The organism is Streptomyces sp. NPDC048636 (assembly GCF_040650655.1).
GTDB lineage: Bacteria > Actinomycetota > Actinomycetes > Streptomycetales > Streptomycetaceae > Streptomyces.
Window position 1 is genome coordinate 47,880 of the sequence record NZ_JBEZHR010000012.1, and the last position, 26,793, is coordinate 74,672.

Sequence of the window (26,793 nt, forward strand, 5' to 3'; positions counted from 1 at the left end):
CGGATCCTCAGTGCCGGTTCCGGTGTCTCCGGTGTCACCGGGGTCCGTGGTGCCCGGGTCCTCCAGACCGGGGTCCTCCGTACCCGTGCCGGGGTCCTCAAGACCCGGATCCTCAGTGCCGGTTCCGGTGTCTCCGGTGTCACCGGGGTCCGTGGTGCCCGGGTCCTCCAGACCGGGGTCCTCCGTACCCGTGCCGGGGTCTTCGGTGCCGGTTCCCGTGTCACCGGGGTCGGTGGTGCCGGGGTCCTCCGTACCGGTGCCCGGGTCCTCCGTAGCGGTACCGGTGCCCGGGTCCTCCGTAGCGGTGTCGGTTCCGGTGTCGCCGGGGGGCGTACTGGGGTCGACGCTGACTCCGGTGTCCTCGTCGTCCCCGCTGTCGTCCGTACCGTCCGTACCGGTGGGTGTCGGCTTGGGCTTGGGCTCGGTGTCGGCACTGGGCGGCGCCGGGCTGCTCTCCTTGAGACCGGTGCCGGACGACTCCGACGGACTCGGACTCGGGCTGGGCGACGCGGGCTTGGCCCGGGGCGGGGTCAGACTCCGCGTCGACGGCGGGCTCGCGCTCGGGCTCGGGCTCACGGAGGCGCCGTCGGTGCCCTTGGGGTCCTTGGGGTGCGCCGTGGCGTCGGAGCCGGTCTCGTCATCCGTACCGACCGCGTCGCCCGTCACGTCCGTCCCCTCCGTCCCCTCCGTCCCGGCGTCGTCGACGCTGAACTCGTAGTCGTTGGACTGCCCGACCCAGTCGCCGTCGTCCTCGCGGCGCTGGACGGCGATGACGTTGGTGGTCACCTTCCCGCGCGGCGCGTCGTCGCCGAAGCGGGTCCGCACCTGGACGTCCACGGCCTCGCCCGCGGGCACGGTGAAGCCCTTGAAGTGGTCGTCGAAGACGCCGAGGTTCTCGTCCTGGTCCGTGGTCTCGAAGGAGACCGGCCGCCAGGTGCCGCCGTCGGCGGCCGGGTCCAGGAACTCGAAGCGGATGTGCTCGGGCCGCAGCGCGTGGGCGCGGTCGACGAGGACGGCGATGGGGTGGACGGCCGTGCAGCCGGTGTCCGTGGTGTTGCGCAGTTCCAGGCGCCAGGTGCGCCAGGCGCCACCGCGGGCGTAGTGGTCGGGCCCGTCGTGGAGGCTGGTGGCGATCGGGAACTCCGTACTGTCCTGGCTGCCGCAGACCGGCGCGGCCGCCGCCGCGTCCCCGGGTCTGCTCTCCGCTGTGGTGTCGGGTCTGGGCTCGGCCCCGGTGTCGGCCGCGTCCGCGGGAGGCGCGAGCCCGTACAGAGCCGGGACGAGCGCGATGGCGGCAGCCGGGAGGACGGCACGCAGGGACAGTGCGGTGGAACGGCGCATGAGTGAACCCTCTGGAGAGACACGGCGTTTCCCCGAGCACTCAGTTCCCTTCCACCTCCGCACGCCGACACACCGTAAGGGCCGCCGATTGCGCTCGCATGGCGGTCAACAACCCACACGATCGGCCCAGTCGGACCCGCCTCGGCTCGCGGCCCGACAGCTACACCCCCATGGCACCTCGGCCGCGGGCGAAGAGCGGTGCGAGGACGAGTTGGGCCGCGCCCTCCACCACCGCGCGGTTACCGCGCTCCACGACCTCCACCGGAACGACGGGGCGGCTGGCCCGGGCCGAGTCCTCGGCGAGCATCCTGGACACCCCGTGGACGTACGGCCCGGGGTCGGCCAGCACCACCCGGCCGCCGAGCAGCACCCGGTCGATATCGAGCAGCCGCACCAGATTGGCCGCGCCGACGCCGAGCAGCCGGGCGGCCACGGCCGTCTCGCCGCGTGCGACGGCCGCCAGGCACAGCGCCTCCAGACAGCCGTGGTTACCGCAGCCGCAGCGCGGGCCGTCCAGCTGGATCACCTGGTGGCCGAACTCCCCCGCGTCCGTCCGCGTGCCCCGGAACACGCCCCCGCCGAGCACGAGCCCGGCGCCCAGGCCGGTGCCCAGGTGCAGATAGGCGGAGGACTCGGCGGTCACCAGGCCGAGCGCGGCGGCGTTGGTGTCCTTGTCGAGGACGACGGGCAGGCCGAGCCGCCGCGCGAGCGCGTCGCGCAGCCGGAAGCCGTCCCACTGGGGGAAGCCGGTGACCCTGTGCAGCACCCCGGAGCTGTGGTCGAGCGGGCCGGGCGCGGCGACGCCGACCCCGAGCAGTCCGCCGCCGTCCGTCTCACCGCCCGGCCCGCCGCCGGGCTCTCCGTACGCCGTATGGTCCGGCGCCGGGGCCAGCAGTTCACCCGCGTCCTCGATCAGGGCCCGGACCTGCGTGGACGCGGCGGTCAGCGCCCGCTCGGCGCCCGCTCCGAAGTCGAAGTCCGCGGTCCGCACCGCGACCGGGGTGCCCGCGAGGTCGACGAGGACGGCCGTCAGCTCATCGCGGTCGAGGTGGAGCCCGATGGCGTGGCGGGCGCCGGGCACCAGCCGGAGCACGGTGCGCGGTTTGCCGCCGGTGGAGGGGCGGTGCCCGGCCTCGGTGGCCAGGCCCTCCGCCCGCAGCCGGGCCGTGATCTTGCTGACGGCCTGCGGGGTGAGGCCGGTGTGGGCGGCCAGCTCCAGTCGGCTGACGCCCTCCTCACCCGCGTCCCGGAGCAGGCCGAGGACCAGCGCGGCATTATGGCCGCGCAGGGCGGAGAGATTGGCGCCGGACCCGGCCGCCCCGGAGAGGGAACCGTTCACCCTTCCATTGTGGCGCGCGCTTGCACTTTCGCAACAGCGTTGTCAAAGTGGTGCCATGGATGACCACCAGAACAGCGCCTCCCGCGTCGCACTGATCGGCTACGGCCTGGCGGGCTCCGTCTTCCACGCGCCCCTGGTCACGGCCACCGACGGCCTTGTCCTGGACACCGTCGTCACCTCCAGCGCCGAGCGGCAGCGGCAGGCCCGCGCCGAGTACCCCGATGTGGTGCTGGCGGACTCCGCCGAGGAGCTGTGGGGCCGCGCGGACGAGCTGGACCTGGTCGTCATCGCCTCCCCGAACCGCACCCATGTGCCGCTCGCCCGCGCCGCGCTCGAGGCGGGGCTGCCGGTCGTGGTGGACAAACCGCTCGCCGCGACCGCCGCCGAGGCCGAGGAGCTGGCCGCGCTCGCCGATGCGCGCGGACTGCTCCTGAGCGTCTTCCAGAACCGCCGCTGGGACAACGACTTCCTCACCCTCCGGAAGCTGATCGCCGACGGCGCGCTCGGCCGTGTCCAGCGTTTCGAGTCCCGCTTCGAGCGGTGGCGGCCCCAACTGAAGGGCGGCTGGCGGGAGTCCGGCGACCCGGCCGAGGTGGGCGGGCTCCTCTACGACCTGGGCAGCCATCTGGTCGACCAGGCCCTGACCCTCTTCGGGCCGGTCGTCTCCGTCTACGCCGAGGTGGACGTACGGCGGCCCGGGGCGCGGACCGACGACGACACCTTTATCGCCCTCACCCATGCGAACGGCATCCGCTCACATCTGTGGATGAGCGCCATCACGGCCCAACTCGGCCCGCGCTTCCGGGTGCTGGGCAGCGAGGCGGGCTATGTGAAGTACGGTCTGGACCCCCAGGAGGCCGCCCTCCGCGAGGGCCTGCGCCCCGACGGTCCGGACGCCGCCCCGTGGGGCGCCGAGCCGGAGAGCGCCTGGGGCCGGCTGGGCGCCGGAGAGTCGCCGCTGACCGGCGGCGGCACCCCTGTCCCGACCCTGCCCGGTGACTACCCCGCCTACTACGCGGGCGTGGCCGCCGCCCTGCGCGAAGGCGGCCGCCCGCCCGTCACCGCCGCCGAGGCCGCGGCGGCCCTGCACGTCCTGGAGGCGGCCCGGCTGTCGGCCGCCGAGCACCGTACGGTCCCCCTGGAGGCCACGGCATGAGCGCCGACGAGACCACGGATCTGATCGCCCGGCTTGAGGAGCAGGAGCGACGGCTCCGGCTGCCCCGGCTGGACAACGACGACGCCTGGCGGCTCGGCTGTCTGATCGCCGACCTCGCGCGGGAGCGCGGGGCGGCCGTCACCGTCTCGGTGCGCCGCGCCGGGCAGCGCCTCTTCCACCGGGCGCTGCCCGGCACCAGCGTGGACAACGACGCCTGGCTGGACCGCAAGTGCCGGGTGGTGGAGCGCTACGGGGCCGCGTCGTACCTCGTCGGCGCCCGCTTCCGGGCCAAGGGCACCACGTTCGAGGAGTCCTCGCGGCTGGACCCGGACCGCTACGCGGCCCATGGCGGGGCCTTCCCGCTCCATGTGACGGGCACCGGGGTCATCGGCACGGTAGCCGTCTCGGGCCTCCCGCAGGCGGAGGACCACGCCCTGGTGGTCGAAGCCCTGGAGCGCCACCTGTCCGCGACGGCCTGAGGTCGCGGAACGGGTGCGCCCCGAAGGGGCGCGGGGAACGGCGCGCCCAGCCACCACACACCCGCGGCCGAACGACAACGCACCCGCGGCCAAACCGCGGGCGACCCCTCAGCGGGAAGCGCCACGCAACTCCTGCCGCTGGCGCCCCAGTCCATCGACCTCCAGCTCCACCACATCCCCCGCCCGCAGATACGGCTTGGGGTCGGGACGGCCCAGCGCCACCCCCGCCGGGGTGCCGGTGTTGATGACGTCGCCCGGGTAGAGGGTCATGAACTGGCTGAGGTAGCGCACCACATGGGCGACCCCGAAGATCTGGTCCGCCGTGCTGCCGTCCTGTTTGAGCTCACCGTTGACCCACAGCCGCAGGCCCAGCGACTGCGGATCGGGGACCTCGTCGGCGGTCACCAGCCAGGGCCCCAGGGGGTTGAACGTCTCGCAGTTCTTGCCCTTGTCCCACTGGCCGCCGCGCTCGATCTGGAAGGCGCGCTCGGAGACGTCATGGGCGACGGCATAGCCCGCGACCGCGCCGAGGGCCGCCTCGTCGGAGTCGAGGTAGCGGGCGGTACGGCCGATGACCACAGCGAGTTCGACCTCCCAGTCGGTCTTCACGCTGCCGCGCGGAATGAGCACGGTGTCGTGCGGGCCGACCACCGTGTCCGGGGCCTTCATGAAGAGGATCGGCTCCTGGGGGATGGCGGAGCCGGTCTCGGTGGCGTGGTCGTGGTAGTTCAGCCCGATGCACACGATCTTGCCGATTCGGCCGACCGGCGGACCGATCCGTACCCCCTCGTCCTCGATCGCGGGCAGCGCCCCGGCGCCCTCCGCCGAGGCCGCCTCACGGATCCGGGCGAGCGCGGCGTCATCGGCGAGCAGGGCCCCGTCGATGTCCGCCACCAGGCCGGACAGGTCGCGCAGGGTGCCCGAGGTCTCGTCCAGCAGCGCCGGGCGTTCCGCGCCCGCCGGTCCCACACGCAGCAGCTTCATGTCACGACTCCCGTGGTCGAAGGGACAAGTCCGGGGGACGGCCGGGTCGGATGATCCTCCAAGAGCCCTGTCCACTCCGCAAGACCCTGTTCACGGACCGGACCGAACCGGACCCCACCGGTCCGGTGCGGTGCGGTGCGGTCCGGTCCGGGTCACCCGGGCGGGGCCGTCAGCTTCCGCCGCGGTGCAACAGCGCCCGTTCCACCGCCGTCCAGGTCGTACTGGTCGCGAGGTACAGACCCGCCGCCAGCGGCACCAGGGCGGCGGTGACCACGGTCCCGAAGGACAACAGCGGCAGCACGCGGGTGAGACCGGGCGCCCCGGGCACCGCCGTCCTGCGGGCGCGCCGCCAGGTCCACGTCGCCACCGCCGCGATCAGCGCGAAGAGGACCAGGTGGACGAGCCCCTGCGAACCGCCCAGCGCGCCGTCCCACCGGCCGCCCAGCGGGGCGCCCGCCAGGGTGTGGTCGAGCAGGTCACCGGCGCCGCTGCCGGTGGAGAAGACGTGGTACATGACGAAGAAGACGGGGAGTTGGACGAGGGCCGGAAGGCAGCCCGCCACCGGCGAGGCACCCTCCTTGGCCCGCAACTCGCCCAGGGCGCGCCGCATCCGCTCGGGGTCGTCGCGGTGGCGTCGGCTCAGTTCGGCGACTTCCGGGGCGAGCCGGGCCCGCGCCTTCTCGCCGCGCACCGCGGCGCGGGTCAGCGGATGGAGCGCGGCGCGGACGCAGAGAGTGAAGACCACGATCGCGGCGGCCGTCGCGGACGCCCCGAACAGCGGGTCGAGTTGGTCGGCGAGGATGGACAACAGACTGCCGAGCCAGGAGAAGAGGGACATGGGAGAACTCCGCGGATCTCGTCGTGCCGGATGGGGTGAATCGGCGTGACGAACCGCGCGGCGTGGCGGTACGGATGAAGGTGCGCCAGTGCGTGGGCCAGGAGTGTGCTGGTGACCCCGCGCGTTACGCCTGCGCGGCCGTCGGCGGACGACGGCCTGGCGCTCGCGGCCGGGGGCGCCCCGAGGCGTCCGGATCCCGCTGCGGCAGAAAGGCGGTACGGCGCTCCCGGTCCCTGATCGCGGTACGGATCCGGCCCGGTGGAGCGGGAACCCGACCGTGGGAGGCCAGCAGCGCGCAGGTCAGCAGCGCCGCCGCGACGGCGGCGGTGGCGGCCGTGGTGGCGGCGAACGCGACGGCGCTCACCAGCCCGGTCTGGGTCAGCAGGGCCCCGGTCAGCAGGAACAGACACACACCCAGGTGCATCCGCAGCCGCTCGAACCGGTGGGTCATCCCGCCGTTCCCCCTGCTTCCCACGTGTCCCCAGGTGCTTCCGTTCCGCCCAGTGTAGGCATCCGCGCGCGCTACCCGGCCGCGCGCGGTACCGCCGTCTTCAGCCGTCCCCACACCACCAGCCGGTAGCGGGAGGTGAATTCAGGGGTGCAGGTGGTGAGGGTGAGGTAGTAGCCGGGGTCGCTGTACCGCTGACGCGGATGGGTCGAGCTGTACGGGATCTTCGCGATCACCGTGCCGTCGGACGGCGAGGTCCGCGGCAGGGTGCGCTCGATCACATAGGTGTAGCGGGCGTCCGCGGTGTCGATGCGTACGGTGTCCCCGGGGCGTACCTCGTCGAGCCGGCGGAACGGCTCACCGTGGGTGTTGCGGTGCCCGGCGAGGGCGACGTTCCCCGCCCGGCCGGGCTGGGCGGTGCCCGGATAGTGGCCCACGTAACCCCGGTTGAGGACGGCGGACCGGCTGACGCCCTCGGCGACCGGGGCCGTCAGCCCGATACGGGGGATGCGCAGCACGGCGTACGACTGGTCCCGCCCCGGGGCACGGGCGGCACCGGCCCCGGAGCCGGTACGGGCGGTGGTGGCGCGGTCGCGGTCCGGGCCGCGACCGGCCGGGGAGGAGTCCCCCGGGTCCGCGTCCGGCGCGGTGTCCCCCGGCCCCCGGGTACGCCACTCCCGCTCCAGGGCCGCCACCTCGCGCTGGGCGCCCTGCCGGGCCTGGCGGTTGGTCCACCAGAGCTGATGGACGACGAGGAGCAGCATGACGAGGCCGAGGGTGACCGCGAGCTCACCCGCGGTCCACAGCACCCGGGCGGCCACCGCGCGCCGCTCCCGGCCCCGCCCCGCGACGCTCCGCCGTAACCGCCGCTTCCGCGGCCCCTGGTCTCGTTGACGTCGCACACCGGTCTCCCTCCGGGGAGGGGCACCATAGGGCCTGCCGCTCGCACCTGCCAGAGAAGGGCGTCCGTCAAACGCCCAGCGCGCGCGAGACGGTGTAGATGACCAGCCCGGCGAGCGCGCCCACCACCGTGCCGTTGATCCGGATGAACTGGAGATCCCGCCCGATATGGGCCTCGATCTTCCGCGAGGTGTGCTCGGCGTCCCACCCCGCCACCGTCTCGGTGATCAGCGAGGTGATCTCGTCCCGATAGGTCGTCACCACATAGACGGCGGCGTCTTCCAGCCACCCGTCCACCTTGCCGCGCAGCCGGGTGTCCGTCACCATCCGGGTGCCCAGCGACAGAATGGCCTCGCGCGCCCTGCGCCGCAGTTCACTGTGCTCGTCCTCGGCCGCCGCGACGATCATCGAGCGCACCGAGGCCCAGGTGGAGGCGATCAGGTCCTGCACCTCGGGGCGCCCCAGCACCTCGCCCTTGAGCCGCTCGACCCGGGCCCGGGTGTCGGTGTGCGACTGGAGGTCATGGGCGAAGTCGGTGAGGAAGCGGTCCACGGCGCCGCGCGCCGGATGGGCGGGCATGTCGCGCATCTCACTCACGAACCGCACCAGTTCCCGGTAGACCCGCTCGCCCACCTTGCGGTCCACGAACCGCGGCGTCCAGCCGGGGGCGCCGCCGGTGACCGCGTCCATCACCGACTCGTTGTGCTCGACCAGCCAGTCGTGCGCGCGCATGCACACCAGGTCGACGGCGCGGTGGTGGCCGCCGTCCGCGACGATGTGCGACAGCAGCTTGCCGAGGCCCGGCGCGATCTCCTGGGCGTCGGCCCGCCGGGTGATGGCCTCGCCCACCACCGCCTGCACATCGGAGTCCCGCAGCACCCGGAGCGCACCGCGCAGCGCGGTGGCCAGCTCGGCCGTCACCCGGTCGGCGTGCGCGGGTTGGGCCAGCCAGGTGCCCAGCCGCTCGGCGATGCCGACCGAGCGCAGCCGCATCCGTACGACGTCGCCGGAGAGGAAGTTCTCCCCGACGAACTCGCCCAGACTCATCCCGAGCTGGTCCTTCTTGGTGGGAATGATGGCGGTGTGCGGGATGGGCAGCCCCATCGGCCGCCGGAAGAGCGCGGTGACCGCGAACCAGTCGGCCAGCGCGCCGACCATGCCCGCCTCGGCGGCCGCGGCGACATATCCGGCCCAGCCGCCGGCCCCGGCGGAGCCTGCCCACTTGGCGAGGGCGTACACCAGCGCGACGGCGAGCAGCAGACCGGTGGCGAACGCCTTCATCCGCCGCACACCGCGCCGCCGCTCCTGGTCGAGCGGGGTGTCCGCGGTGAGGCCGCCCGGACCGCCGCCGGGCGGTCTGTGCGCCGTATCACCCGTTGTTGTCCGGTCCATTCGCTCCACCCGGTCGCGCCGTCCCCTCATGCATTGTCTCTTTCCTGTTTCAGTCGCCCACTTGTGGAACGAACGGCGGGTTCCCGTCGTCTGTCCGAGGGAGCGATCCCGCACACTGGGGGCAGGCCGACGGGCGGAGGGACAGCCCGCCATGGGATCATGGGGGGACCGACCGGACCCTTACGGCGCTGCTGACACACTCGCAGTTCCCCGTCCATGTACCGGAGCCTCGGGCTCCGTCGCCCGAGGAGACCCCCGCCCATGAGCGTGCCCCCTATGCCCAGACGCACGGGTTACACCGTGCTCGCTGCGCTGGCGGCCGTGGTGATCCTCGTCTCGACCGCGATATTCGTCGGGGTCGGCGGCGACGGGGACGATCTGGACACGGGGGCCCGGACCCGCGGCTCCGCCGCCCCGGCCTCGTCCGGCTCCTGGGTCGGCACCTGGTCCACCTCGGCGGCGGCCGCCGAGCCGAACACCACCCTCCGCGGTATGTCCGGCATGTCGATACGGAATGTGATCCGCACCAGCATCGGCGGCTCCAGCGCCCGGATCCAGCTCTCCAACTTCTACAGCGCCCGCCCGCTGAGGATCACGCATGCCTCGGTGGCGCTCGCGGCCGCCCCGAGCAACCCCACCGCGGCGGCCGGTACGATGCGCCGCCTCAGCTTCTCCAACCGCACCTGGGTGACCATCCCGCCCGGTAAGGCGGTCACCAGCGACCCGGTCCGGCTCAATGTCCCGGACGCCGCGGACCTGCTGGTCACCACCTACACCCCGGAGGCGTCCGGCTCGGTCACCTACCATCCGCACGCCCGCCAGACCTCGTACATGGCGCGCGGCGACCGCACGGAGGACACCGCGGGCGCGGCGTACACCGAGCAGAGCCCGTACTGGCGCTATCTGACCGGTGTGGACGTGTGGTCCAAGGAGGCGCAGGGCGCGGTCGCCGTGATCGGCGACTCGATCACCGACGGCATCACCTCCACCGCCGGGGCCAACCGCCGGTGGACCGACTTCCTCGCCGAGCGGCTGCGCACCGAGCCCGGGGCGCCCCGGCTGGGCGTGCTCAACCAGGGGATCAGCGGCAACCGGGTGCTGAGCGACGGCACCCAGTACCCGCCCAACAACCCCAGCGGGCTCTCCCGGTTCAACCGCGATGTGCTCTCCCGCACCGGCGTCAAGGCCGTGGTCATCGAACTGGGCGTCAACGACATACTTCGCATCCCCCATCAGACCGACCCGAACAAAATCGTGGCCGGGCTGAAGCGGATGACCGAGCAGGCGCACGCCCGGGGTCTGCGGGTCGTGGGTGCCACCCTGACGCCCTTCTACGGCCACCGCGGCTACACCCCGCGGCTGGACGCCGTACGGGAGCAGATCAACGCCCGGATCCGCGCCGGGAAGGTCTTCGACGAGGTCGTGGACTTCGACAAGGCGCTGCGCGACCCGATCAGCCCGCTGCGGCTGCGGCCCGTCTACGACTCGGGCGACCATCTGCACCCGAGCGACGCGGGCTACCGGGCCATGGCGCGGGCGCTCGACCTGGACGATCTGAAGGGCACCGCGGCGGCCACCCTCTGAAGCCGCCGGGGCGCTCCGGTCGGCCGGGGAACCTCCCAGCCGGGGCGCGTCAGTCGTCGGGGCGGTCCTTCTCGAAGGACACCGCACGGCGCTCCCGGCGCTCGGCCTTGAGCCGGCGGCGCTCGGCCTTCAGCCGCCGCGCCTCCGCCTTCCGCAGCTTGCGCTCGACACTGACCCCGCCGAAGATCGCCAGCCCGGTGACCCTCACCCGGGGCGCGCCGGGCTCGCCGTCGGCCTCCCCGCTCTGGTCGAAGCCGCCCATGATGCCGATGCCGCCGACATGCGTCTCGACGTCCGGCCCCACGATCACCTGCACCCCGCCCATGAGCGCGAAGCAGCGGATCACCGTCTCACGGCCCTCGAAGCGCGCGTCGCGCAGATCGATCTCCCCGCCGCCCATGAGGGTGAAGGCGGTGAAGTGCCGCGGTGCGGTCCAGGTGCCCTTGCGCTGGAAGCCGCCCATGATCGCGACGGCCACGCGGGAGGTGGGTGTGCCCCCGATCCGCTGGTCCCAGTCCTCGCGGTCCTCGCGGCGGGCGGGCGCGGACGGCGGGGCGGCGGCGCCGGGCACCGGGAGGTCCCGGACCAGCGGCTCCAGCTGGGCGTGGGTGCGCGCCGTGTACGCCGCGTCCAGCCGCTCCTCGAACTCGTCCATGTCCAGGCGGCCTTCGGCGACGGCTTCCCTGAGCGCCTCGGCGACGCGCTCGCGCTCGGCGTCGGAGGCCCGCATCTGGGATTCGCCCGGAACGTCGGGGTTCTCCCCCTGGGAAGATCCAGCGCTTGTCATACGGACAGCGTAATGGGCGGCCGACCGGCTGGCGGCGTTACGTTCCCGTCGCGTCGGCCGCGTCACCGGCGGTGTCACGTACCGCGCCGGGAGCGTCGGGCCGCCCCTCACGCACCGCGTCGGGCCGCCCCGGGAGCAGCATGCGCGCGATCACGTCCTCGATATCCGGCTCCCGCAGCGACAGGTCCACCAGCGGATAGCCGTCGGCCACCGCCGCGATCACCGGCGCCGCGCTGCTCGTCGCCGGGAACGCCAGCCACTGCCGGGGCCCTTCGACCCGTACCGTCCGGGCGCCGGGGATCTCGATGGGCGCGGTCTCCCGCTCCAGGTCGACCACCAGCGTGCGTTCGCTGTCGCCCACCGCGTGCAGCGCGTCCAGCCCGCCGTCATGGACCAGCCGGCCGTGGTCGATCACCATCACCCGTCGGCACAGCTGTTCGATATCGGTGAGGTCATGGGTGGTCAGCAGCACGGTGGTGCCGCGCTCGGCGTTCAGATCGCGCAGGAACTCCCGCACCTTCGCCTTGCTGACCACATCGAGCCCGATCGTCGGCTCGTCGAGGTACAGCACCTCCGGATCGTGCAGCAGCGCCGCCGCGATGTCCCCGCGCATCCGCTGGCCGAGCGAGAGCTGACGCACCGGCACCTCCAGCAGCTCGCCGAGGTTCAGCAGCTCCACACAGCGGTCCAGGTTCTCCCGGTACCGGGCGTCCGGGATCCGGTACATCCGCCGCACCAGGGCGTAGGAGTCACGCAGCGGCAGATCCCACCACAGGGTGGTGCGCTGGCCGAAGACCACCCCGATCCGGCGGGTGAGCCGGGTCCGCTCCCGTGCGGGGTCGATCCCCGCCACCCTCAGCCGCCCTCCGCTGGGCAGCAGAATCCCCGTCAGCATCTTGATGGTGGTGGACTTCCCGGCGCCGTTGGGGCCGATGTAGCCGACCATCTCACCGGGCCGCACCCGGAAGCTGATGCCGTCCACCGCGCGCACCTGACGCCGCTCGCGGCGCAGCAGCCCGGCGCGGCGCCGTACCTCGAAGACCTTCTCGACCTCCTCCAGCTCGATCAGGGCCTCGCCGGAGCCGCCCGAACCACCCGTACCGCCCGTACCGTTCATCCCTCAGCTCCCCGTGCTCTGGTACGCCCGCAGCCCCGCCCGCCAGGCCAGCCCCGCCACCGCCGCGCATCCGGCCGCGACCAGCGGCCCGGCGAACCCGATCCAGCCGGGCAGCCCCAGCGGATCGGGGCGGCCCAGGATGTGCAGCGCGGGCAGCCAGTTGACGAAGGCCAGCGGAATGACGAAGGTGACGCCGCGCAGCAGCTCCTTGGCGAAGATCGTCGGCGGATACTGCAACAGCGTGTTCCCGCCGTAGGTCACCGAGTTCTGCACCTCGCTGGCGTCCGTGGCCCAGAACTGGAAGGCGCCGCCGAGCACGAACACGGAGCCGAAGATGGCGCCGCCGCTCAGCAGCATCACCGGCACCAGCAGCACCCGGTCGACCGTCCAGTCGATGTCCAGCCGGTACAGCGCCCAGCCCAGCAGCGCCGCCCCCTGGGTGATCCGGCCGAGCCTGCGCAGCGCGAACCGGTCGGCGGCCACCTGGGCCAGGATCGGCACCGGCCGCACCAGCAGGGTGTCCATCGTGCCGTCGCGCACCCGGCGGCCGACCCGCTCCATATTGCCGAGCAGCAGATCGGCGAGGCCGAAGGCGATGCTGGTGGTGCCGTAGAGCAGGGCCACCTCCGGCAGGGTGAACCCGCCGAGGCTGCCGATATGCGAGAACATCAGCGCGATGGCCACGAAGTCCAGCCCGGTCGCGGCGAAGTTCCCCAGCGTCATGAGGACGAAGGAGGTGCGGTACGCCATCGTCGAGCGCACCCACATCCCCACGATCAGCACATAGGCGCGCAGTCCGTGGAGCAGTACGGGCCCCGCCCCCCGGTCGCCCTCGCGCCGGTCGGCCGTACGCTCAGCCACCCTGGACCACCACCTTCCGGGTGGCGGCCGACTGGAGCAGCCGCCCGGCCGCGAACAGCACCACCGCCCACGCGGTCTGGAAGCCGAAGGCCCACAGCAGTCCGGTCCCCCGGTGCTGCTCGAGGAAGACATCGGCGGGCACCTGGAGGATCGCCGACCAGGGCAGTACGCGGGCCACCTCACCGAGCCGCCCCGGGAAGACATGCAGCGGCAGGATCATCCCGGAGAAGAACAGACACAGCAGCCCGCTCAGCATCGTCAGCCCCGTGCCGTCGAGCAGCCAGAACGCGGCCAGCGCCACCAGATAGCGCACCGCGAACCCCACACACACCCCGAGCGTCACCGACAGCAGGAACCACACCCAGGTCAACGGCGAACCGGGCAGCGTGAGCCGGAAGGCCAGCGCGCCGAAGAGCAGCGGCACCACACCGCGCCCGAGCAGCTGGAACAGCGCCCGCCCCAGATCCCCCGCCAGCCACCACAGCTGGAGGTCGACCGGGCGGTAGAGGTCGACCGCGATATCCCCGGAGCGGATCCGCTCCTGGAGCTCGTCCTGGAAGCCGCCGCCCATCAGCGCGGTGGCGGCGAGCAGCGCCTGCCCCAGCCAGACGAAGGTCAGCGCCTGGGCGAGGTCATAGCCGCCCAGGTGCGGGCGTTCGTTCCACAGCGCGCTGTAGGTGTACGCGAGGATCAGGCCGAAGACGGTGTTGGTGAACACCCCGGCGACGGTGGCGATCCGGTACGTCGCGTAGCGCTTGAAGGCGCTCACCGCGACGGCCGCGTACAGCCGCATCCGCCCGCTCCCCCTCCCTGAACGGCCCTCCCCGGCCCGCCTTGTCCCCCGACCGGCGGTGACCAGCCCCGAACGGCACCAAAGTGCAGGAGCCTAGCCCGGCTGGCCGATAACCAGCCAGTGATTTTTCACCGGAAGGTGTGAGGGAAATCATCCGTTCAGCCGGTCACAGACCCATCACGGGTGCGTGCCACGACCACGGCCCGGAACGGATGATGCGACAGTGTTTTATGGGGCGTACGACGCGAATCGCCCAACGATGTACGATTCCGCCGCGGCGCAACCCTCGACGGCGGCCGAGGAGTCTCAGGAGACATGAGCGACGAGCCCCAGCTGATCGTCGGCCGCGCGGCCGGCACGGGCGCCCCGAGTGGCAGAGGCGGTAGCGGCGGCAGGTCCACACGGCCCGGCAAGGGCAGGAAGGGCCGTCCCCGGCGCACCGGCTGGCGCCGTCTGATCCCCACCTGGCGCGTGGTGCTGGGCGGCTTCCTGCTGATCGTCGCGCTGGTCGCGGGCGGACTCGTGACCGGCTATCTGCTCGTCGACATCCCCCCGGCCAACAAGGCCGCCATCGCCCAGAGCAATGTCTTCCTGTACTCCGACGGCAGCCCGCTGGCCCGCGACGGCAAGGTCAACCGGGAGAACGTCAAGCTCAGCCAGGTGTCCAAGACCACCCAGCACGCGGTGCTCGCCGCCGAGGACCGGGACTTCTACTCCGAGTCGGCGATCAACCCCGTGGCCATGGTCCGCGCCGGGTGGAACACCGCCACCGGCAAGGGCAAGCAGTCCGGCTCCACCATCACCCAGCAGTACGTGAAGAACTACTACCTGGACCAGGAACAGACGGTCACCCGCAAGGCCAAGGAGTTCTTCATCGCGATCAAGCTGGATCGCGAGGTGAGCAAGGGCAAGATCCTCGAGGGCTATCTCAACACCAGCTACTTCGGGCGCAACGCGTACGGGATCCAGGCCGCCGCCCAGGCGTACTACCGCAAGGACATCGGCGAGCTGGACACCGCCGAGAGCGCGTATCTGGCCACCCTGCTCAACGCCCCCAGCGCGTACGACGTCGTCGCCCACCCCCAGAACAAGCGGCAGGCCGTGGCCCGCTGGAACTACGTCCTGGACGGCATGGTCAAGAAGGGCTGGCTGCGCGCGGCCGAGCGGCAGAAGATGACCTTCCCCGCGCCCACCGCGGCCCGCGCCCCCTCCGGTCTGTCCGGCCAGCGCGGCTATCTGATCGAGGCCGTCCAGGACTACCTCACCAGCAACGGGATCATCGACGAACAGACCCTGGCGCGCGGCGGCTACCGCATCACCACCACGATCGACCCCGAGCGGCAGCACGCCTTCGCCGAGGCCGTGCGCGAGCGGCTGATGAGCAAGCTCAGCAAGGACCGGAAGGTCGACTCCTACGTCCGCGCGGGCGGCGCCTCGATCGATCCCGGAACCGGCAAGGTGGTCGCGCTCTACGGCGGCATCGACTACACCAAGCAGTTCGTCAACAACGCGACCCGCCGTGACTACCAGGTGGGCTCCACCTTCAAGCCGTTCGTGTTCACCTCGGCGGTGCGCTACGGGGCCACCACCCAGGACGGCCAGACGATCACGCCGGACACCCTCTACAACGGCGACAACAAGCGCGAGGTGATCGGCCGGGACGGCCCGACCGGCTACTCCCCCGCCAACGAGGACGACGTCGACTACGGCGACATCGACGTCACCACGGCCACCGACAACTCGGTGAACTCGGTGTACGCGCAGATGGCCGAGGACGTCGGTCCGGGCAAGGTCAAGCGGACCGCGCTCGACCTCGGCGTCCCCGAGAAGACCCCCGATCTGCACGCCTCCCCCTCCATCGCGCTGGGCCCGGCCACCGCCAGCGTGCTGGACATGACCGAGGCGTACGCGACCATCGCCAACCACGGCAGGCACGGGCACTACTCCCTGGTCTCGGAGATCACCAAGGACGGTGCACAGGTCCAGCTGCCGTCCCGGGACACCCGGCAGGCCATTCCGCGGGTCGCCGCCGACACCACCACCCAGGTGCTCCAGAGCGTGGTCGACGGCGGCACCGGCACCGCGGCCCAGGCCGCCGAGCGCCCGGCGGCGGGCAAGACCGGCACCGCGGAGGAGGACAAGGCGGCCTGGTTCGCGGGCTACACCCCGGACCTGGCGACCGTCGTCGCCGTGATGGGCCAGGACTCCAACACCGGTGTGCAGAAGCCGCTGTACGGGGCGACCGGGCTGGACCGGATCAACGGCGGCGGCTACCCCGCCGAGATCTGGGCCGAGTACACCTCCGGCGCGCTGGACGGGAAGCCGCCGGCCGAGTTCGATCTGCGGCTGGAGGACGGCAGCGGCACCCCGGACGAGCTCCCGGCCACCCCCGACCCCCCGACCAGCCCGCCGCCGGTGGTGACCACACCGCCGGAGGCCAGCCCGCCGGACACCTCGGTCCCCTCCCTGCCCACCGATATCCCGGAGGTGCCGACCGACCTCCCGACCTTCGAGCCGCCCACGGGGCTGCCGACCGGTGAGCCACCGGTGGAGGACCCCGGCGACGGGGAGGGCGACGAGGGCGGGGGCGAGGAGGATCCCGGCGGCGGCCTGGACGGCGGCTGACAGCGCGACGGAGGGTGGTGACCAGGTCACCACCCTCCGTCGCGCGTTGTTGCCGCCGATCGCCAGCGGCTGCGGACGCGGCTACAGATAGAGCCCCGTGGAGTCCTCGGCGCCCTCCAGCCGCTCGGCGGCCACCGCGTGCAGATCGCGCTCCCGCATCAGCACATAGGCCACGCCGCGCACCTCGACCTCGGCCCGGTCCTCCGGGTCGTAGAGCACCCGGTCGCCCGGCTCCACGGTCCGTACGCTCTGCCCGACCGCGACCACCTCGGCCCAGGCCAGCCGCTTGCCGACCGCCGCGGTCGCGGGGATGACGATGCCGCCGGTGGACCGGCGCTCGCCCTCCGGGATGTCGGTACGGACCAGCACGCGGTCGTGGAGCATCCGGATGGGCAGCTTGTCATGGGACGTGTTCGTACTCACGACATGACCGTACCTGGCCTCGGCGCGCGCCGAGGCCCCAGGGCGGTCACAGCCCGCACCGTCACGGCCCGCACGGGGACCGTCAGCCGCGGCGGCGGCGCGAGGACATGGTCAGCAGGCCGACCAGCCCCACCACGACCAGCGCGACCGGCACGATCCGCTCCATCCGGGGCGCCCCGTCCTCGCCCACCAGCTGGCCGCGCACATTCGTGACCATCCGGTTGGCGGAGACGTACGCCCGCCCGGCGGTCCGGTCCACGGCCGACGCCGCCTTCGCCTTCGCGTCCCCGACGATCGTCTTCGGGTGCAGCCGCACCCCGATCTCGTCGAGCGTCACGGCGAGCTCCTGCCGCCTGCGGGCGATGTCCGCCTCGATCTGCGCAGGGGTCCTGGCATCCGACACCGCGCTGCCTCCGTCAGTCTCGATGATTCGTGATGGACAGTCTGTCAGCTCGCCCTCGTCCCCGCCCCATGGCACCCCCGGTCGCAAAGCTGGCTAATGTCGGTATGTACCCGACGCCACGAGGAGCACCCGAACCATGAGCGAGCGACTTCAGCCCGGCGACACCGCCCCCGCCTTCACCCTCCCCGACGCGGACGGCAAGGAGGTCTCGCTCGCCGACCACGCCGGCCGCAAGGTCATCGTCTACTTCTACCCCGCCGCCCTCACCCCGGGCTGCACCAAGCAGGCCTGCGACTTCACCGACAACCTCGCCTTCCTCTCCGGCCACGGCTACGACGTCATCGGCGTCTCCCCCGACGAACCGGCGAAGCTGGCCACGTTCCGGGAGAAGGAGAACCTCAAGGTCACCCTCGTCGGTGACCCCTCCAAGCAGACCCTCGAGGCCTATGGCGCCTACGGCGAGAAGAAGCTCTACGGCAAGGTCGTCACCGGCGTCATCCGCTCCACCGTGATCGTCGACGAACACGGCAAGGTCGAACGCGCCCTCTACAACGTCAAGGCCACCGGCCACGTAGCCAAGATCATCAAGGACCTGGGGCTCTGACCTCGCCCGGCGTTCACCAGGCAGTACCATGACCGTGCCGGGCGGCCGTGATGGAATTGGCAGTCATGCTGGGTTTAGGTCCCAGTGGGGTAACTCCCGTGAGGGTTCGAGTCCCTCCGGCCGCACGAACGGAAGACGCAGGCCCGGCCCGCCGATGAGCGGGCCGGGCCTGCGGCGTTCCGACGGGCGGGCTCAGCCCAGGAGTTCACGTACCACCGGGGCGATGGCGCGGAAGGCCCTCCCTCGGTGGCTGATGGCGTTCTTCTCCTCGGGGGTCAGCTCCGCGCAGGTGCGGGTCTCGCCGTCCGGCTGGAGGATGGGGTCGTAGCCGAAACCCCCGCCGCCGGTGGGCTGGTGACGGAGTGTTCCGGTGAGGCGGCCGGAGACGACGTGTTCGGTGCCGTCCGGGAGGGCGAGGGCGGCGGCGCAGGCGAAGTGGGCGCCGCGGTGTTCATCAGGGACGTCGGAGATCTGCGCGAGCAGGAGCTCCAGGTTGGCGCGGTCGTCGCCGTGGCGGCCGGACCAGCGGGCGGAGAAGATGCCCGGGGCGCCACCGAGGACATCCACGCACAGGCCGGAGTCGTCGGCGATGGCGGGGTGCCCGGTGGCGTCGGCCAGGGCGTGGGCCTTGAGGAGGGCGTTCTCCGCGAAGGTCACCCCGGTCTCCTTGACGTCGGGGACCTCCGGATAGGCGTCGGCGCCCACGAGTTCGACGTCGAGCCCGGACTCGCCGAGGATCGAGCGCAGTTCGGTGATCTTGTAGGCGTTGCGGGTCGCGAGGATCAGGCGGCGGGTGTGCGGGGGATGTCCCTCTGAACGTTCCATAGCTCTCGATTATCAAGGGCGGTCAGGGGCTGCATTCCTTGGTCAGCTCGTTCGTGGCTTCCTTGACCGCGGTCATATCGGGGGTGCTGCCCTTGTCGAGGTCCTTCTTGACGTTGTGCACGGCCGTCTGGAGGTGGTTGACGGCCTTCTTGACGTCCGCGTTGTCGGTGCGGTCGTCCAGCTTGTCGATGTCCTTGTCGAGGCTGTCGACCGCCTGTCCGGCCTCGGTGGGGTCGGCCGCCACACCGCTCACGGCCTTCTGGAGCTTGTCGACATCGTGGGATATGTCGACCGCGAGCTGTGCGCAGTCGAATGCCTTCTCCACGGCGCTGCATCCCACTGCCAGGGGGACGGTGAGAGCGACGGCGGCGAGAGCGAGGGTGGTGGTGGTACGGCGATGGGGACGGCGCGCGGCCATGGAACGGTTCCTCCCGTGAAGCGGTCCCGGGGCGCGTGGACGCGGGCCCCGGGACCGTGGATCGGTCAGTGTGCTACCTGACTACACGCCGTCGGCCGGAGGGGAGTTGCCCGGTCGATTACTCAATCTCCCGCGTTTCCCTAGTCCCGCTCCGCGGGAGTCCCGGCCGCGGGAGCGTTCAGCCCTCGTCGGAGAGCGCCGCGCGCTGCATTCCGGCCAGCGAGCCGCAGCCCGCGACGGCGAGGTCCAGCAGGGCGTTGAGCTCGTCGCGGGCGAAGGGCTCGCCCTCGGCGGTGCCCTGCACCTCGACGAAGCGGCCGTCGCCGGTGCAGACCACGTTCATGTCGGTCTCGGCGCGCACGTCCTCCTCGTAGCAGAGGTCGAGCATCGGGCCGCCGTCGATGATGCCGACGCTCACGGCGGCGACGGTGCCGGTGAGCGGCTGCCGGGATGCCTTGATCAGCTTCTTGCCGCGGGCCCACTCCACCGCGTCGGCGAGGGCCACATAGGCGCCGGTGATGGCGGCGGTGCGGGTGCCGCCGTCGGCCTGGAGGACGTCGCAGTCCAGCACGACGGTGTTCTCGCCGAGCGCCTTGTAGTCGATGACCGCGCGCAGCGAGCGGCCGATGAGGCGGGAGATCTCGTGGGTACGGCCGCCGATCTTGCCGCGGACCGATTCGCGGTCGCCGCGGGTGTTGGTGGCGCGCGGCAGCATCGCGTACTCGGCGGTGACCCAGCCCTCGCCGCTGCCCTTGCGCCAGCGCGGTACGCCCTCGGTGACGCTCGCGGTGCACAGCACCCGGGTGTCGCCGAAGGAGACGAGGACGGAGCCCTCGGCGTGCTTGCTCCATCCGCGTTCGATGGTGACCGGGCGGAGCTGATCAGGGGTGCGGCCGTCGATACGAGACATGGGATGAGCCTATCGGGAACGCGAGGGGCCCCGGTCCGGCCGGACGGGGGCCCTCACACGGTGGAGCCGGGGCTCACCGGGTGGTCACATCATGTCCTCGATATCGGCGGCGACGGGGTCGGCGTCGGTGCCGATGACGACCTGGATCGCACTGCCCATCTTGACCACGCCATGCGCGCCCGCCGCCTTCAGGACGGCCTCGTCCACGAGGGAGGGGTCCTTGACCTCGGTGCGCAGCCGCGTGATGCAGCCCTCGACCTCGATGATGTTGTCGAGTCCGCCGAGCCCGGCGACGATCTTCTCAGCCTTGCTGGCCATGTCCACTCCTGTTGTGTCGGCCCTTCGGATCCGGGATACCGGCGAGCGGTCCATCTACGTTAACCACGCCGGCCCACCTTCGCAGGGCCATGTCGGTCCGCCCTCCCAAGTGGTCTACACCATTATGCGGGTTGACCTCCTGGATGGCACCCTGGCACCCCTGGACATCGGTGGTTCAGACCACAGACAACGATGGATTCCTTTATCGGATCCTCACGTGCTACAACAGGTCTACACCACTTGTGGTGTAGACCATACTGCGGGCCGCCCCCCCTTTCCGAGAGCCCGCCTCACCAGGAGGAATCCGATGAGTACGGCCACCGCCTCGGCTGCGCCCGCCCAGAAGCGGGGTGCCGGTCTGATCAAGGGCATGCAGAAGATCGGGCGCAGCCTCCAGCTGCCCGTCGCCGCGCTGCCCGCCGCGGGCATCCTGAGCCGACTCGGCCAGGACGACGTGTTCGGCAAGGACGGTCTCGGCTGGAACAAGCTGGCGGAGATCTTCGCCCACGCGGGCGGCGCGCTCTTCGACAACCTGGCCCTGCTCTTCTGTATCGGTGTGGCCATCGGCTTCGCGAAGAAGTCCGACGGCACCACTGCCTTCGCCGGTCTCGTCGGCTTCCTCGTCTACAAGAACGTGCTGACCGGCTTTGTCAGCGATGTCACCGGCAAGCCGCAGGACCCGGGCGTGCTCGGCGGCATCGTGGTCGGCATCACCGCCGCGGTGCTGTGGGAGAAGTACCACCGCACCCGGCTCCCGGACTGGCTGGGCTTCTTCAGCGGCCGCCGCTTCATCCCCATCCTGATGTCCTTCGCGGGTCTGCTCTACGGTGTGGCCTTCGGCTACCTCTGGGCCCCGCTCGGCGACGGCCTGAACAACTTCTCCGAGTGGCTCTCGGACAACGGCGCCGCGGGCTCCGGGATCTTCGGCGTGGTCAACCGGCTGCTGATACCCGTCGGCATGCACATGCTGCTGAACTCGTTCGCCTGGTTCCAGTTCGGTGACTTCTCCGCGGGCGGCCAGACCTACCACGGTGATATCGCGCGCTACTTCCACGACGACCCGTCGGCCGGAATGTTCATGACCGGCTTCTTCCCGATCATGATGTTCGCCCTGCCCGCCGCCGGTCTGGCCATCGCGCACTGCGCCCGCCCCGAGCGCCGCAAGGCCGTGATGGGCATGATGCTCTCGGTCTCGCTGACCGCCTTTGTGACCGGCGTCACCGAGCCGATCGAGTTCTCGTTCATGTTCATCGCGCCGGTGCTCTACGGCATCCACGCGGTGCTGACCGGTGTCTCCATGGCGCTGACCTGGGCGCTGGGCATACGCAGCGGTTTCACCTTCTCCGGCGGGCTCTTCGACTATCTGCTGGGGTGGTCGCACAGCGAGCGGGCCTGGATGATCATCCCGATCGGACTGGCCTTCGCCGTCGTCTACTACGTGGTGTTCCGCTTCGTGATCACCAAGTTCAATATCCCGACCCCGGGCCGGGAACCGGACGACACGGTGGACGACGCCGCGGCGACCACCGTGAGCGCCAAGAAGGGCTGAGCCCTCCTCCTCGCACCACAACGGCGATGCGCCGGACCGGAGAGATCCGGTCCGGCGCATCGCCGTTGTTCACGTGTCCGCCGGGGCCTAGACCTCGTAGACCGCGCCCGCCTTCGCCAGCTCCACCGGGCCCCCGAAGACCGCCTGCGCGTCCCGCTGGTTGATCTGCGGATCCGTCCACGGCGGGATATGGGTCAGCACCAGGGAGGAGACTCCCGCCCGCCGGGCGTGCTCGCCCGCCTGCCGCCCGTTGAGGTGCAGCTCGGGGATGTCCTCCTTGCCGTGGGTGAAGGCCGCCTCGCACAGGAAGAGATCCGCGTCCCGGGCGAGCTCCACCAGGGCCGCACAGGGGCCGGTGTCGCCCGAGTAGACCAGGGAGCGCCCGCCGTGCTCGATCCGGAAGCCGAACGCCTCCACGGGGTGGCAGACCCGCTCGGTGCGCACCGTGAACGGGCCGACCTCGAAGGTGCCCGGGGTCAGGGTGCGGAAGTCGAAGACCTCCCGCATGGCCTTCTCGTCGGGGACGTCGTCGTAGGCCTGTACCAGCCGCCGCTCGGTGTCCTCCGGCCCGTACACGGGGATCGCCTCGGCGCGGCCGCCGTCATGGCGGTAGTAGCGCGCCACGAAGTATCCGCACATATCGATGCAGTGATCGGGGTGCAGATGGGAGAGGAGCACGGCGTCGAGGTCGTAGAGACCGCAGTGGCGCTGAAGCTCGCCGAGGGCGCCATTGCCCAGGTCGAGGAGCAGCCGGAAGCCGTCGGCCTCTACGAGGTAGCTCGAACAGGCCGATTCCGCGGACGGGAACGACCCTGAGCATCCGACGACGGTGAGCTTCATGGAGCAGGAACCTCCTTGGGGGGTCCCCATGCCGAGGGCCATGGGCGGGTGCGGGGGTCATGCGGTGCCCCCGAGCGTAAGGCGCTAAAGCCCTGGTAGCTCCTCCATGGGCCCGCGTTGTGGGCGGAATCACCAGGACGGAGCCGGGGGAGCCCGGCCTCGCCGCCCCCTCGGCCTCCCCATGGCCCTCCCGCGGCCTCCCGGCGGCCGTCCGCGGACCGCTACGCCCAGAGCTGGCCGTGCAGCGTCTCGATCGCCTCCTCGGTGGTGGCCGCCGTGTAGACACCGGTGGACAGGTACTTCCAGCCGCCGTCGGCGACCACGAAGACCACATCGGCGCTCTCGCCCGCCCGCTCCGCCTTACGGGCCACACCGAGCGCGGCGTGCAGCGCGGCGCCGGTGGACACACCCGCGAAGATGCCTTCCTGGGCGAGGAGTTCACGGGTGCGGGTGACCGCGTCCTCGGAGCCGACGGAGAAGCGGGTGGTGAGCACGGACTCGTCGTACAGCTCGGGGACGAACCCCTCGTCCAGATTGCGCAGGCCGTAGACCACATCGTCGTAGCGCGGTTCGGCGGCCACGATCTGGACGTCCGGCTTGTGCTCGCGCAGGAAGCGGCCGACGCCCATCAGGGTGCCGGTGGTGCCGAGCCCGGCCACGAAGTGGGTGACCGAGGGCAGGTCGGCCAGGATCTCCGGGCCGGTGGTGGCGTAGTGGGCCCCCGCGTTGTCCGGGTTCCCGTACTGGTAGAGCATCACCCAGTCGGGATGCTCGGCGGACAGCTCCTTGGCCACCCGGACGGCCGTGTTGGAGCCGCCCGCGGCGGGCGAGGAGATGATCTCCGCGCCCCACATGGCGAGCAGCTGGCGGCGCTCCTCGCTGGTGTTCTCCGGCATCACGCACACGATGCGGTAGCCCTTGAGCTTGGCCGCCATGGCGAGCGAGATACCGGTGTTGCCGGAGGTGGGCTCCAGGATGGTGCGGCCCGGCGTCAACCGGCCGTCCTTCTCGGCCTGTTCGATCATATGGAGCGCGGGGCGGTCCTTGATCGAGCCGGTCGGGTTGCGGTCCTCCAGCTTCGCCCAGATCCGTACCTCGGAGGAGGGCGAGAGCCGCGGCAGGCGGACGAGCGGCGTATTGCCGACCGCGGCCAAGGGGCTGTCGTACCGCATCAGCGCATGCCCAGCCGTCGCCCGGCCGCCACCCCGGCAGGACGGGGCTTCGCCCCGGAAGCCCCGCCCGCGACGGCCGGGAGGATCGTCACGCTGTCGCCGTCCGAGAGCTTGGTGGAGATGCCGTCCAGGAAGCGGACGTCCTCGTCGTTCAGGTAGACGTTGACGAAGCGGCGCAGCTCGCCGCCGTCGACCAGGCGCTCCTGGATTCCGCTGTGCCGGGACTCGAGGTCGGCGAAGAGCTCGGCCACGGTGGTCCCGCTGCCCTCCACCGCCTTCTGGCCGTCGGTGTAGGTGCGGAGGATGGTCGGGATGCGGACCTCGATGGCCATGTCAGGGGCTCCTGTCGGAGGGCGGAGTGGAAGGCGGGTCCCGGAAGGCTCCGGGCGGGCGTCACGGGTGCGCACGACGGCGCCGGGCGGGGCTGGCGGTGCGGGTGCCGCGGGGTCAGGCGGCCACGGCGCGGTGTGGACAGATCGCGCTGGCGAGCCTGCACAGGTCGACGTGGAGCCGCGCCACGAGCAGCATGCCCGGCGTCTTGTCGCTCACATCATCGAAAACCATGGACTCATCGTATCGATTCCCGTTCGGCCCCCAGGAAGCGTGTCCCGGGATACGGACAGGTAGGTACCGGCATGCGGGATATCGGGGGCACGGAGGGACGGCGAGGGGTGGCGAGGGGTTCAGTACGCCTCGACGATCTCCACCTGCTCCTCGGTGACCTCACCGGCCACGATCCGGAACGAGCGGAACTGGAACTCGCCCGCGCCGTCCGCGTCGGCGGTGGAGACCAGCAGATAGTGGGCGCCGGGCTCGTTGGCGTAGGAGATATCGGTGCGGGAGGGGTACGCCTCGGTGGCGGTGTGCGAGTGGTAGATGACGACGGGCTCCTCGTCCCGGTCGTCCATCTCGCGGTAGAGCTTGAGCAGATCGCCCGAGTCGAACTCGTAGAACGTGGGTGAGCGGGCCGCGTTCAGCATGGGGATGAACCGCTCCGGGCGGCCGCTCCCGGCCGGGCCCGCGATCACGCCGCACGCCTCGTCGGGGTGGTCGGCGCGGGCGTGCGCGACGATCTGGTCATGGAGGGCCTGGGTGATGGTCAGCATGGCCACAGAATAGAAAAGCCGTCCGGCGGCGCGCGCGGGGCCTTCGCCCCCGGCTCACCCGGGAGCACGGGAACGGGCCCCGGACGGCGGTCCGGGGCCCGTTTCACGGCCGGCGTCCGGGGGCGCCGCCGTCGCCGTTACTTACGGGCGAACTCCTTCTCACCCTCGGTGCGCTGCTCGGCACCGGGGAGGGCGGAGACGCGGCCGCGGCGCTTGAGCACCATCCAGCCGATCACCAGGCAGACCGCCCAGCCCGCACCGACGTACAGCGAGACACGGGCGTCCTTGTCGTAGGCGATCATCCCGGTCACCATGATCAGGAAGATCAGCGCGACCCAGCTGAAGGCGGAGCCGCCCGGGGCCGGGAAGGACGAGGCCGGGAGGCGGCCCTGGACCACCGCGCGGCGGTACTTGATGTGGCTGACGAGGATCATCATCCACGCCCAGATACCGGCGGCGGTGGCGACCGAGGTGACGTAGGTGAACGCCTTCTCCGGGACGACGTAGTTGAGGACCACGCCGATGCCCATCAGGGCGACGGAGACGGTGATGCCCACGGCCGGGGTCTTACGGGAGTTGAGCTTGCCGAAGGCGCCGGGGGCCTCGCGGTTGGAGGCGAGGTCACGCAGCATCCGGCCGGTGGAGTACATACCGGAGTTACAGGAGGACAGCGCCGCCGTGAGGACGACGAAGTTGACGATGCCCGCCGCGAAGGGGATGCCGATCTTCGAGAAGGCGTGCACGAAGGGGCTCTCACCCGCGGAGAACTCGGTCCACTTGACGACGGCCAGCAGGACCACCAGCGCACCGACGTAGAAGATCAGGATGCGCCAGGGCAGCGTGTTGATCGCCTTGGGCAGGGTCTTCTCCGGGTTCTCGGACTCACCGGCGGTGACGCCGACGAGCTCGACGGCCAGGTAGGCGAACATGACGCCCTGGAGGGTCATCAGGCTGTCGCCGATGCCGTTCGGGAAGACGCCGTGGTGGGACCAGAGGTTCGAGGCGGCGGCGGTGTCACCGGCGTCGGAGAAGCCCAGGGTGAGCACGCCGAGACCGATGACGATCATGCCGATGATCGCGGTGACCTTGATCATCGAGAACCAGAACTCGACCTCACCGAAGATCTTGACCGAGATCAGGTTGACCCCGAAGAGCACCACCAGGAAGACCAGGGCGCTGACCCACTGCGGGATCGAGGGGAACCAGAAGTGGATATAGATGGCCGCGGCGGTGAGCTCGGCCATCCCGGTCACCACCCACATCAGCCAGTACGTCCATCCGGTGACATAACCGAAGAACGGGCCGAGGAACTCTCGGGCGTACTCCGCGAAGGAGCCCGAGACCGGCCGGTAGAGGAGCAGCTCGCCGAGCGCTCGCATGATGAAGAAGATGATCACGCCGGCGAGCGCGTACATCAGGATGATGCTGGGTCCTGCCTTGGCGATGTTCGCACCGGCGCCCATGAACAGGCCGACACCGATGGCACCACCAATGGCGATCATCTGGACCTGGCGGCTGCCGAGGCCGCGCTCATAGCCCTCTTCAGGAGCCACTGAGGTCATATTGCTGCGCCTTTCCTTC

The 26,793-nt window shown here is 71.3% G+C and carries 29 protein-coding genes and 1 tRNA gene; 7 read left to right on the forward strand and 23 right to left on the reverse strand.

The window, feature by feature from the left end:
- Together AB0C66_RS27375 and AB0C66_RS27380 are read right to left on the reverse strand one after the other, a co-directional pair.
- Window positions 1-1,341, reverse strand: a 1,341-nt coding sequence (locus AB0C66_RS27375; RefSeq protein ID WP_362443991.1) for a hypothetical protein, incomplete at its 3' end; no start/stop codon positions are given.
- A 160-nt stretch (window positions 1,342-1,501) separates the two neighbouring features.
- Window positions 1,502-2,680 carry an ROK family protein gene (locus AB0C66_RS27380; protein WP_362443994.1) on the reverse strand — a complete coding sequence of 393 codons (1,179 nt, stop codon included), beginning with the start codon at window positions 2,678-2,680 and terminating at the stop codon, window positions 1,502-1,504.
- A gap of 55 nt (window positions 2,681-2,735) precedes the next feature.
- On the opposite strand from AB0C66_RS27380, the gene AB0C66_RS27385 reads away from it, so the two are divergent.
- Together AB0C66_RS27385 and AB0C66_RS27390 are read left to right on the forward strand one after the other, a co-directional pair.
- Complete coding sequence (locus tag AB0C66_RS27385) at window positions 2,736-3,836, forward strand: Gfo/Idh/MocA family oxidoreductase (RefSeq protein WP_362443997.1); 1,101 nt, start codon at window positions 2,736-2,738, stop codon at window positions 3,834-3,836.
- Window positions 3,833-4,315 (forward strand): heme-degrading domain-containing protein, encoded by a 483-nt coding sequence (locus AB0C66_RS27390; protein WP_362444000.1) that lies wholly within the window; start codon window positions 3,833-3,835, stop codon window positions 4,313-4,315. The genes AB0C66_RS27385 and AB0C66_RS27390 overlap by 4 nt, the downstream gene beginning before the upstream one ends.
- Before the next feature lie 108 nt (window positions 4,316-4,423).
- Here AB0C66_RS27390 and AB0C66_RS27395 read toward each other — a convergent pair whose 3' ends face one another.
- The 5 genes from AB0C66_RS27395 to AB0C66_RS27415 all read right to left on the reverse strand — a co-directional run bounded on the left by AB0C66_RS27395 (window position 4,424) and on the right by AB0C66_RS27415 (window position 8,907).
- Window positions 4,424-5,299, reverse strand: coding sequence for a fumarylacetoacetate hydrolase family protein (locus tag AB0C66_RS27395; RefSeq protein ID WP_362444003.1), 876 nt, complete (start codon window positions 5,297-5,299; stop codon window positions 4,424-4,426).
- A 169-nt stretch (window positions 5,300-5,468) separates the two neighbouring features.
- Complete coding sequence (gene yidC, locus AB0C66_RS27400; protein WP_362444006.1) at window positions 5,469-6,137, reverse strand: membrane protein insertase YidC; 669 nt, start codon at window positions 6,135-6,137, stop codon at window positions 5,469-5,471.
- A gap of 124 nt (window positions 6,138-6,261) precedes the next feature.
- Window positions 6,262-6,588: a DUF6412 domain-containing protein gene (locus AB0C66_RS27405; RefSeq protein ID WP_362444009.1), complete on the reverse strand. Its 327-nt coding sequence runs from the start codon at window positions 6,586-6,588 to the stop codon at window positions 6,262-6,264.
- Window positions 6,589-6,659: 71 nt separating this feature from the next.
- Window positions 6,660-7,406: a class E sortase gene (locus AB0C66_RS27410; protein ID WP_362444402.1), complete on the reverse strand. Its 747-nt coding sequence runs from the start codon at window positions 7,404-7,406 to the stop codon at window positions 6,660-6,662.
- Window positions 7,407-7,554: 148 nt separating this feature from the next.
- The gene (locus tag AB0C66_RS27415; protein ID WP_362444012.1) at window positions 7,555-8,907 is read right to left on the reverse strand and encodes a DUF445 domain-containing protein; all 1,353 of its coding nucleotides are present in this window, start codon (window positions 8,905-8,907) and stop codon (window positions 7,555-7,557) included.
- 246 nt (window positions 8,908-9,153) lie between these two features.
- On the opposite strand from AB0C66_RS27415, the gene AB0C66_RS27420 reads away from it, so the two are divergent.
- Entirely contained in the window at window positions 9,154-10,461 is a 1,308-nt protein-coding gene (locus AB0C66_RS27420) for an SGNH/GDSL hydrolase family protein (RefSeq protein ID WP_362444015.1), read from the forward strand.
- 49 nt (window positions 10,462-10,510) lie between these two features.
- Here the strand turns inward: AB0C66_RS27420 and AB0C66_RS27425 are convergent, their stop codons facing one another.
- The 4 genes from AB0C66_RS27425 to AB0C66_RS27440 form a co-directional block, all read right to left on the reverse strand.
- The gene (locus AB0C66_RS27425; RefSeq protein ID WP_362444018.1) at window positions 10,511-11,248 is read right to left on the reverse strand and encodes a DUF1707 domain-containing protein; all 738 of its coding nucleotides are present in this window, start codon (window positions 11,246-11,248) and stop codon (window positions 10,511-10,513) included.
- Between the two features lie 37 nt (window positions 11,249-11,285).
- Complete coding sequence (locus AB0C66_RS27430) at window positions 11,286-12,365, reverse strand: ATP-binding cassette domain-containing protein (RefSeq protein ID WP_362444021.1); 1,080 nt, start codon at window positions 12,363-12,365, stop codon at window positions 11,286-11,288.
- A gap of 3 nt (window positions 12,366-12,368) precedes the next feature.
- Window positions 12,369-13,133, reverse strand: coding sequence for an ABC transporter permease (locus AB0C66_RS27435; protein WP_362444404.1), 765 nt, complete (start codon window positions 13,131-13,133; stop codon window positions 12,369-12,371).
- Window positions 13,134-13,218: 85 nt separating this feature from the next.
- Complete coding sequence (locus AB0C66_RS27440; RefSeq protein ID WP_362444024.1) at window positions 13,219-14,019, reverse strand: ABC-2 family transporter protein; 801 nt, start codon at window positions 14,017-14,019, stop codon at window positions 13,219-13,221.
- Window positions 14,020-14,334: 315 nt separating this feature from the next.
- Between AB0C66_RS27440 and AB0C66_RS27445 the strand changes: the two genes are divergently transcribed.
- Window positions 14,335-16,644 (forward strand): transglycosylase domain-containing protein, encoded by a 2,310-nt coding sequence (locus AB0C66_RS27445; protein ID WP_362444027.1) that lies wholly within the window; start codon window positions 14,335-14,337, stop codon window positions 16,642-16,644.
- A gap of 81 nt (window positions 16,645-16,725) precedes the next feature.
- Here the strand turns inward: AB0C66_RS27445 and AB0C66_RS27450 are convergent, their stop codons facing one another.
- Window positions 16,726-17,028: a co-chaperone GroES gene (locus AB0C66_RS27450; protein WP_362444407.1), complete on the reverse strand. Its 303-nt coding sequence runs from the start codon at window positions 17,026-17,028 to the stop codon at window positions 16,726-16,728.
- Between the two features lie 121 nt (window positions 17,029-17,149).
- Window positions 17,150-17,470: a DUF3618 domain-containing protein gene (locus tag AB0C66_RS27455; protein ID WP_362444030.1), complete on the reverse strand. Its 321-nt coding sequence runs from the start codon at window positions 17,468-17,470 to the stop codon at window positions 17,150-17,152.
- Between the two features lie 136 nt (window positions 17,471-17,606).
- On the opposite strand from AB0C66_RS27455, the gene bcp reads away from it, so the two are divergent.
- A complete protein-coding gene (gene bcp / locus AB0C66_RS27460; protein ID WP_362444033.1) occupies window positions 17,607-18,074 on the forward strand; it encodes a thioredoxin-dependent thiol peroxidase in 468 nt (155 codons plus the stop codon).
- A gap of 41 nt (window positions 18,075-18,115) precedes the next feature.
- A tRNA-Leu gene (locus AB0C66_RS27465) sits at window positions 18,116-18,199 on the forward strand.
- A gap of 67 nt (window positions 18,200-18,266) precedes the next feature.
- On the opposite strand, the gene rdgB is transcribed toward AB0C66_RS27465, so the two are convergent.
- From rdgB to AB0C66_RS27485, 4 genes are all read right to left on the reverse strand, one after another.
- Entirely contained in the window at window positions 18,267-18,899 is a 633-nt protein-coding gene (gene rdgB / locus AB0C66_RS27470; RefSeq protein WP_362444036.1) for an RdgB/HAM1 family non-canonical purine NTP pyrophosphatase, read from the reverse strand.
- 22 nt (window positions 18,900-18,921) lie between these two features.
- Complete coding sequence (locus AB0C66_RS27475; protein WP_362444039.1) at window positions 18,922-19,317, reverse strand: hypothetical protein; 396 nt, start codon at window positions 19,315-19,317, stop codon at window positions 18,922-18,924.
- Window positions 19,318-19,495: 178 nt separating this feature from the next.
- Window positions 19,496-20,227, reverse strand: a complete 732-nt coding sequence (rph, locus tag AB0C66_RS27480; RefSeq protein ID WP_362444042.1) for a ribonuclease PH — start codon at window positions 20,225-20,227, stop codon at window positions 19,496-19,498.
- Window positions 20,228-20,311: 84 nt separating this feature from the next.
- Window positions 20,312-20,599: a PTS glucose/sucrose transporter subunit IIB gene (locus AB0C66_RS27485; RefSeq protein ID WP_362444045.1), complete on the reverse strand. Its 288-nt coding sequence runs from the start codon at window positions 20,597-20,599 to the stop codon at window positions 20,312-20,314.
- A 253-nt stretch (window positions 20,600-20,852) separates the two neighbouring features.
- On the opposite strand from AB0C66_RS27485, the gene AB0C66_RS27490 reads away from it, so the two are divergent.
- Window positions 20,853-22,094 (forward strand): PTS transporter subunit EIIC, encoded by a 1,242-nt coding sequence (locus tag AB0C66_RS27490; protein WP_362444048.1) that lies wholly within the window; start codon window positions 20,853-20,855, stop codon window positions 22,092-22,094.
- Between the two features lie 87 nt (window positions 22,095-22,181).
- On the opposite strand, the gene AB0C66_RS27495 is transcribed toward AB0C66_RS27490, so the two are convergent.
- The 6 genes from AB0C66_RS27495 to AB0C66_RS27520 all read right to left on the reverse strand — a co-directional run bounded on the left by AB0C66_RS27495 (window position 22,182) and on the right by AB0C66_RS27520 (window position 26,774).
- Window positions 22,182-22,934 (reverse strand): MBL fold metallo-hydrolase, encoded by a 753-nt coding sequence (locus tag AB0C66_RS27495; RefSeq protein ID WP_362444051.1) that lies wholly within the window; start codon window positions 22,932-22,934, stop codon window positions 22,182-22,184.
- 221 nt (window positions 22,935-23,155) lie between these two features.
- Window positions 23,156-24,106 (reverse strand): cysteine synthase, encoded by a 951-nt coding sequence (locus tag AB0C66_RS27500; protein ID WP_362444054.1) that lies wholly within the window; start codon window positions 24,104-24,106, stop codon window positions 23,156-23,158.
- Window positions 24,106-24,438, reverse strand: a complete 333-nt coding sequence (locus AB0C66_RS27505; RefSeq protein ID WP_362444057.1) for a MoaD/ThiS family protein — start codon at window positions 24,436-24,438, stop codon at window positions 24,106-24,108. The genes AB0C66_RS27500 and AB0C66_RS27505 overlap by 1 nt, the downstream gene beginning before the upstream one ends.
- 115 nt (window positions 24,439-24,553) lie before the next feature.
- Window positions 24,554-24,670, reverse strand: coding sequence for a putative leader peptide (locus AB0C66_RS27510; RefSeq protein WP_362444060.1), 117 nt, complete (start codon window positions 24,668-24,670; stop codon window positions 24,554-24,556).
- Window positions 24,671-24,789: 119 nt separating this feature from the next.
- A complete protein-coding gene (locus tag AB0C66_RS27515) occupies window positions 24,790-25,212 on the reverse strand; it encodes a M67 family metallopeptidase (protein WP_362444063.1) in 423 nt (140 codons plus the stop codon).
- Between the two features lie 137 nt (window positions 25,213-25,349).
- Window positions 25,350-26,774 carry an amino acid permease gene (locus AB0C66_RS27520; protein ID WP_362444066.1) on the reverse strand — a complete coding sequence of 475 codons (1,425 nt, stop codon included), beginning with the start codon at window positions 26,772-26,774 and terminating at the stop codon, window positions 25,350-25,352.
- Window positions 26,775-26,793 lie beyond the last annotated feature (19 nt).

Excerpts from the sequence above, each read along its gene's own strand:
- AB0C66_RS27385 (WP_362443997.1), top strand. The coding sequence starts at position 2,736 with ATGGATGACCACCAGAACAGCGCCTCCCGCGTCGCACTGATCGGCTAC.
- AB0C66_RS27390 (WP_362444000.1), top strand. The coding sequence starts at position 3,833 with ATGAGCGCCGACGAGACCACGGATCTGATCGCCCGGCTTGAGGAGCAG.
- AB0C66_RS27395 (WP_362444003.1), bottom strand. The coding sequence starts at position 5,299 with ATGAAGCTGCTGCGTGTGGGACCGGCGGGCGCGGAACGCCCGGCGCTG.
- yidC (WP_362444006.1), bottom strand. The coding sequence starts at position 6,137 with ATGTCCCTCTTCTCCTGGCTCGGCAGTCTGTTGTCCATCCTCGCCGAC.
- AB0C66_RS27405 (WP_362444009.1), bottom strand. The coding sequence starts at position 6,588 with ATGACCCACCGGTTCGAGCGGCTGCGGATGCACCTGGGTGTGTGTCTG.
- AB0C66_RS27415 (WP_362444012.1), bottom strand. The coding sequence starts at position 8,907 with ATGAGGGGACGGCGCGACCGGGTGGAGCGAATGGACCGGACAACAACG.
- AB0C66_RS27420 (WP_362444015.1), top strand. The coding sequence starts at position 9,154 with ATGCCCAGACGCACGGGTTACACCGTGCTCGCTGCGCTGGCGGCCGTG.
- AB0C66_RS27425 (WP_362444018.1), bottom strand. The coding sequence starts at position 11,248 with ATGACAAGCGCTGGATCTTCCCAGGGGGAGAACCCCGACGTTCCGGGC.
- AB0C66_RS27430 (WP_362444021.1), bottom strand. The coding sequence starts at position 12,365 with ATGAACGGTACGGGCGGTACGGGTGGTTCGGGCGGCTCCGGCGAGGCC.
- AB0C66_RS27435 (WP_362444404.1), bottom strand. The coding sequence starts at position 13,133 with ATGTGGGTGCGCTCGACGATGGCGTACCGCACCTCCTTCGTCCTCATG.
- AB0C66_RS27440 (WP_362444024.1), bottom strand. The coding sequence starts at position 14,019 with ATGCGGCTGTACGCGGCCGTCGCGGTGAGCGCCTTCAAGCGCTACGCG.
- AB0C66_RS27445 (WP_362444027.1), top strand. The coding sequence starts at position 14,335 with ATGAGCGACGAGCCCCAGCTGATCGTCGGCCGCGCGGCCGGCACGGGC.
- AB0C66_RS27450 (WP_362444407.1), bottom strand. The coding sequence starts at position 17,028 with ATGCTCCACGACCGCGTGCTGGTCCGTACCGACATCCCGGAGGGCGAG.
- bcp (WP_362444033.1), top strand. The coding sequence starts at position 17,607 with ATGAGCGAGCGACTTCAGCCCGGCGACACCGCCCCCGCCTTCACCCTC.
- rdgB (WP_362444036.1), bottom strand. The coding sequence starts at position 18,899 with ATGGAACGTTCAGAGGGACATCCCCCGCACACCCGCCGCCTGATCCTC.
- AB0C66_RS27475 (WP_362444039.1), bottom strand. The coding sequence starts at position 19,317 with ATGGCCGCGCGCCGTCCCCATCGCCGTACCACCACCACCCTCGCTCTC.
- rph (WP_362444042.1), bottom strand. The coding sequence starts at position 20,227 with ATGTCTCGTATCGACGGCCGCACCCCTGATCAGCTCCGCCCGGTCACC.
- AB0C66_RS27485 (WP_362444045.1), bottom strand. The coding sequence starts at position 20,599 with ATGGACCGCTCGCCGGTATCCCGGATCCGAAGGGCCGACACAACAGGA.
- AB0C66_RS27490 (WP_362444048.1), top strand. The coding sequence starts at position 20,853 with ATGAGTACGGCCACCGCCTCGGCTGCGCCCGCCCAGAAGCGGGGTGCC.
- AB0C66_RS27495 (WP_362444051.1), bottom strand. The coding sequence starts at position 22,934 with ATGAAGCTCACCGTCGTCGGATGCTCAGGGTCGTTCCCGTCCGCGGAA.
- AB0C66_RS27500 (WP_362444054.1), bottom strand. The coding sequence starts at position 24,106 with ATGCGGTACGACAGCCCCTTGGCCGCGGTCGGCAATACGCCGCTCGTC.
- AB0C66_RS27505 (WP_362444057.1), bottom strand. The coding sequence starts at position 24,438 with ATGGCCATCGAGGTCCGCATCCCGACCATCCTCCGCACCTACACCGAC.
- AB0C66_RS27510 (WP_362444060.1), bottom strand. The coding sequence starts at position 24,670 with ATGGTTTTCGATGATGTGAGCGACAAGACGCCGGGCATGCTGCTCGTG.
- AB0C66_RS27515 (WP_362444063.1), bottom strand. The coding sequence starts at position 25,212 with ATGCTGACCATCACCCAGGCCCTCCATGACCAGATCGTCGCGCACGCC.
- AB0C66_RS27520 (WP_362444066.1), bottom strand. The coding sequence starts at position 26,774 with ATGACCTCAGTGGCTCCTGAAGAGGGCTATGAGCGCGGCCTCGGCAGC.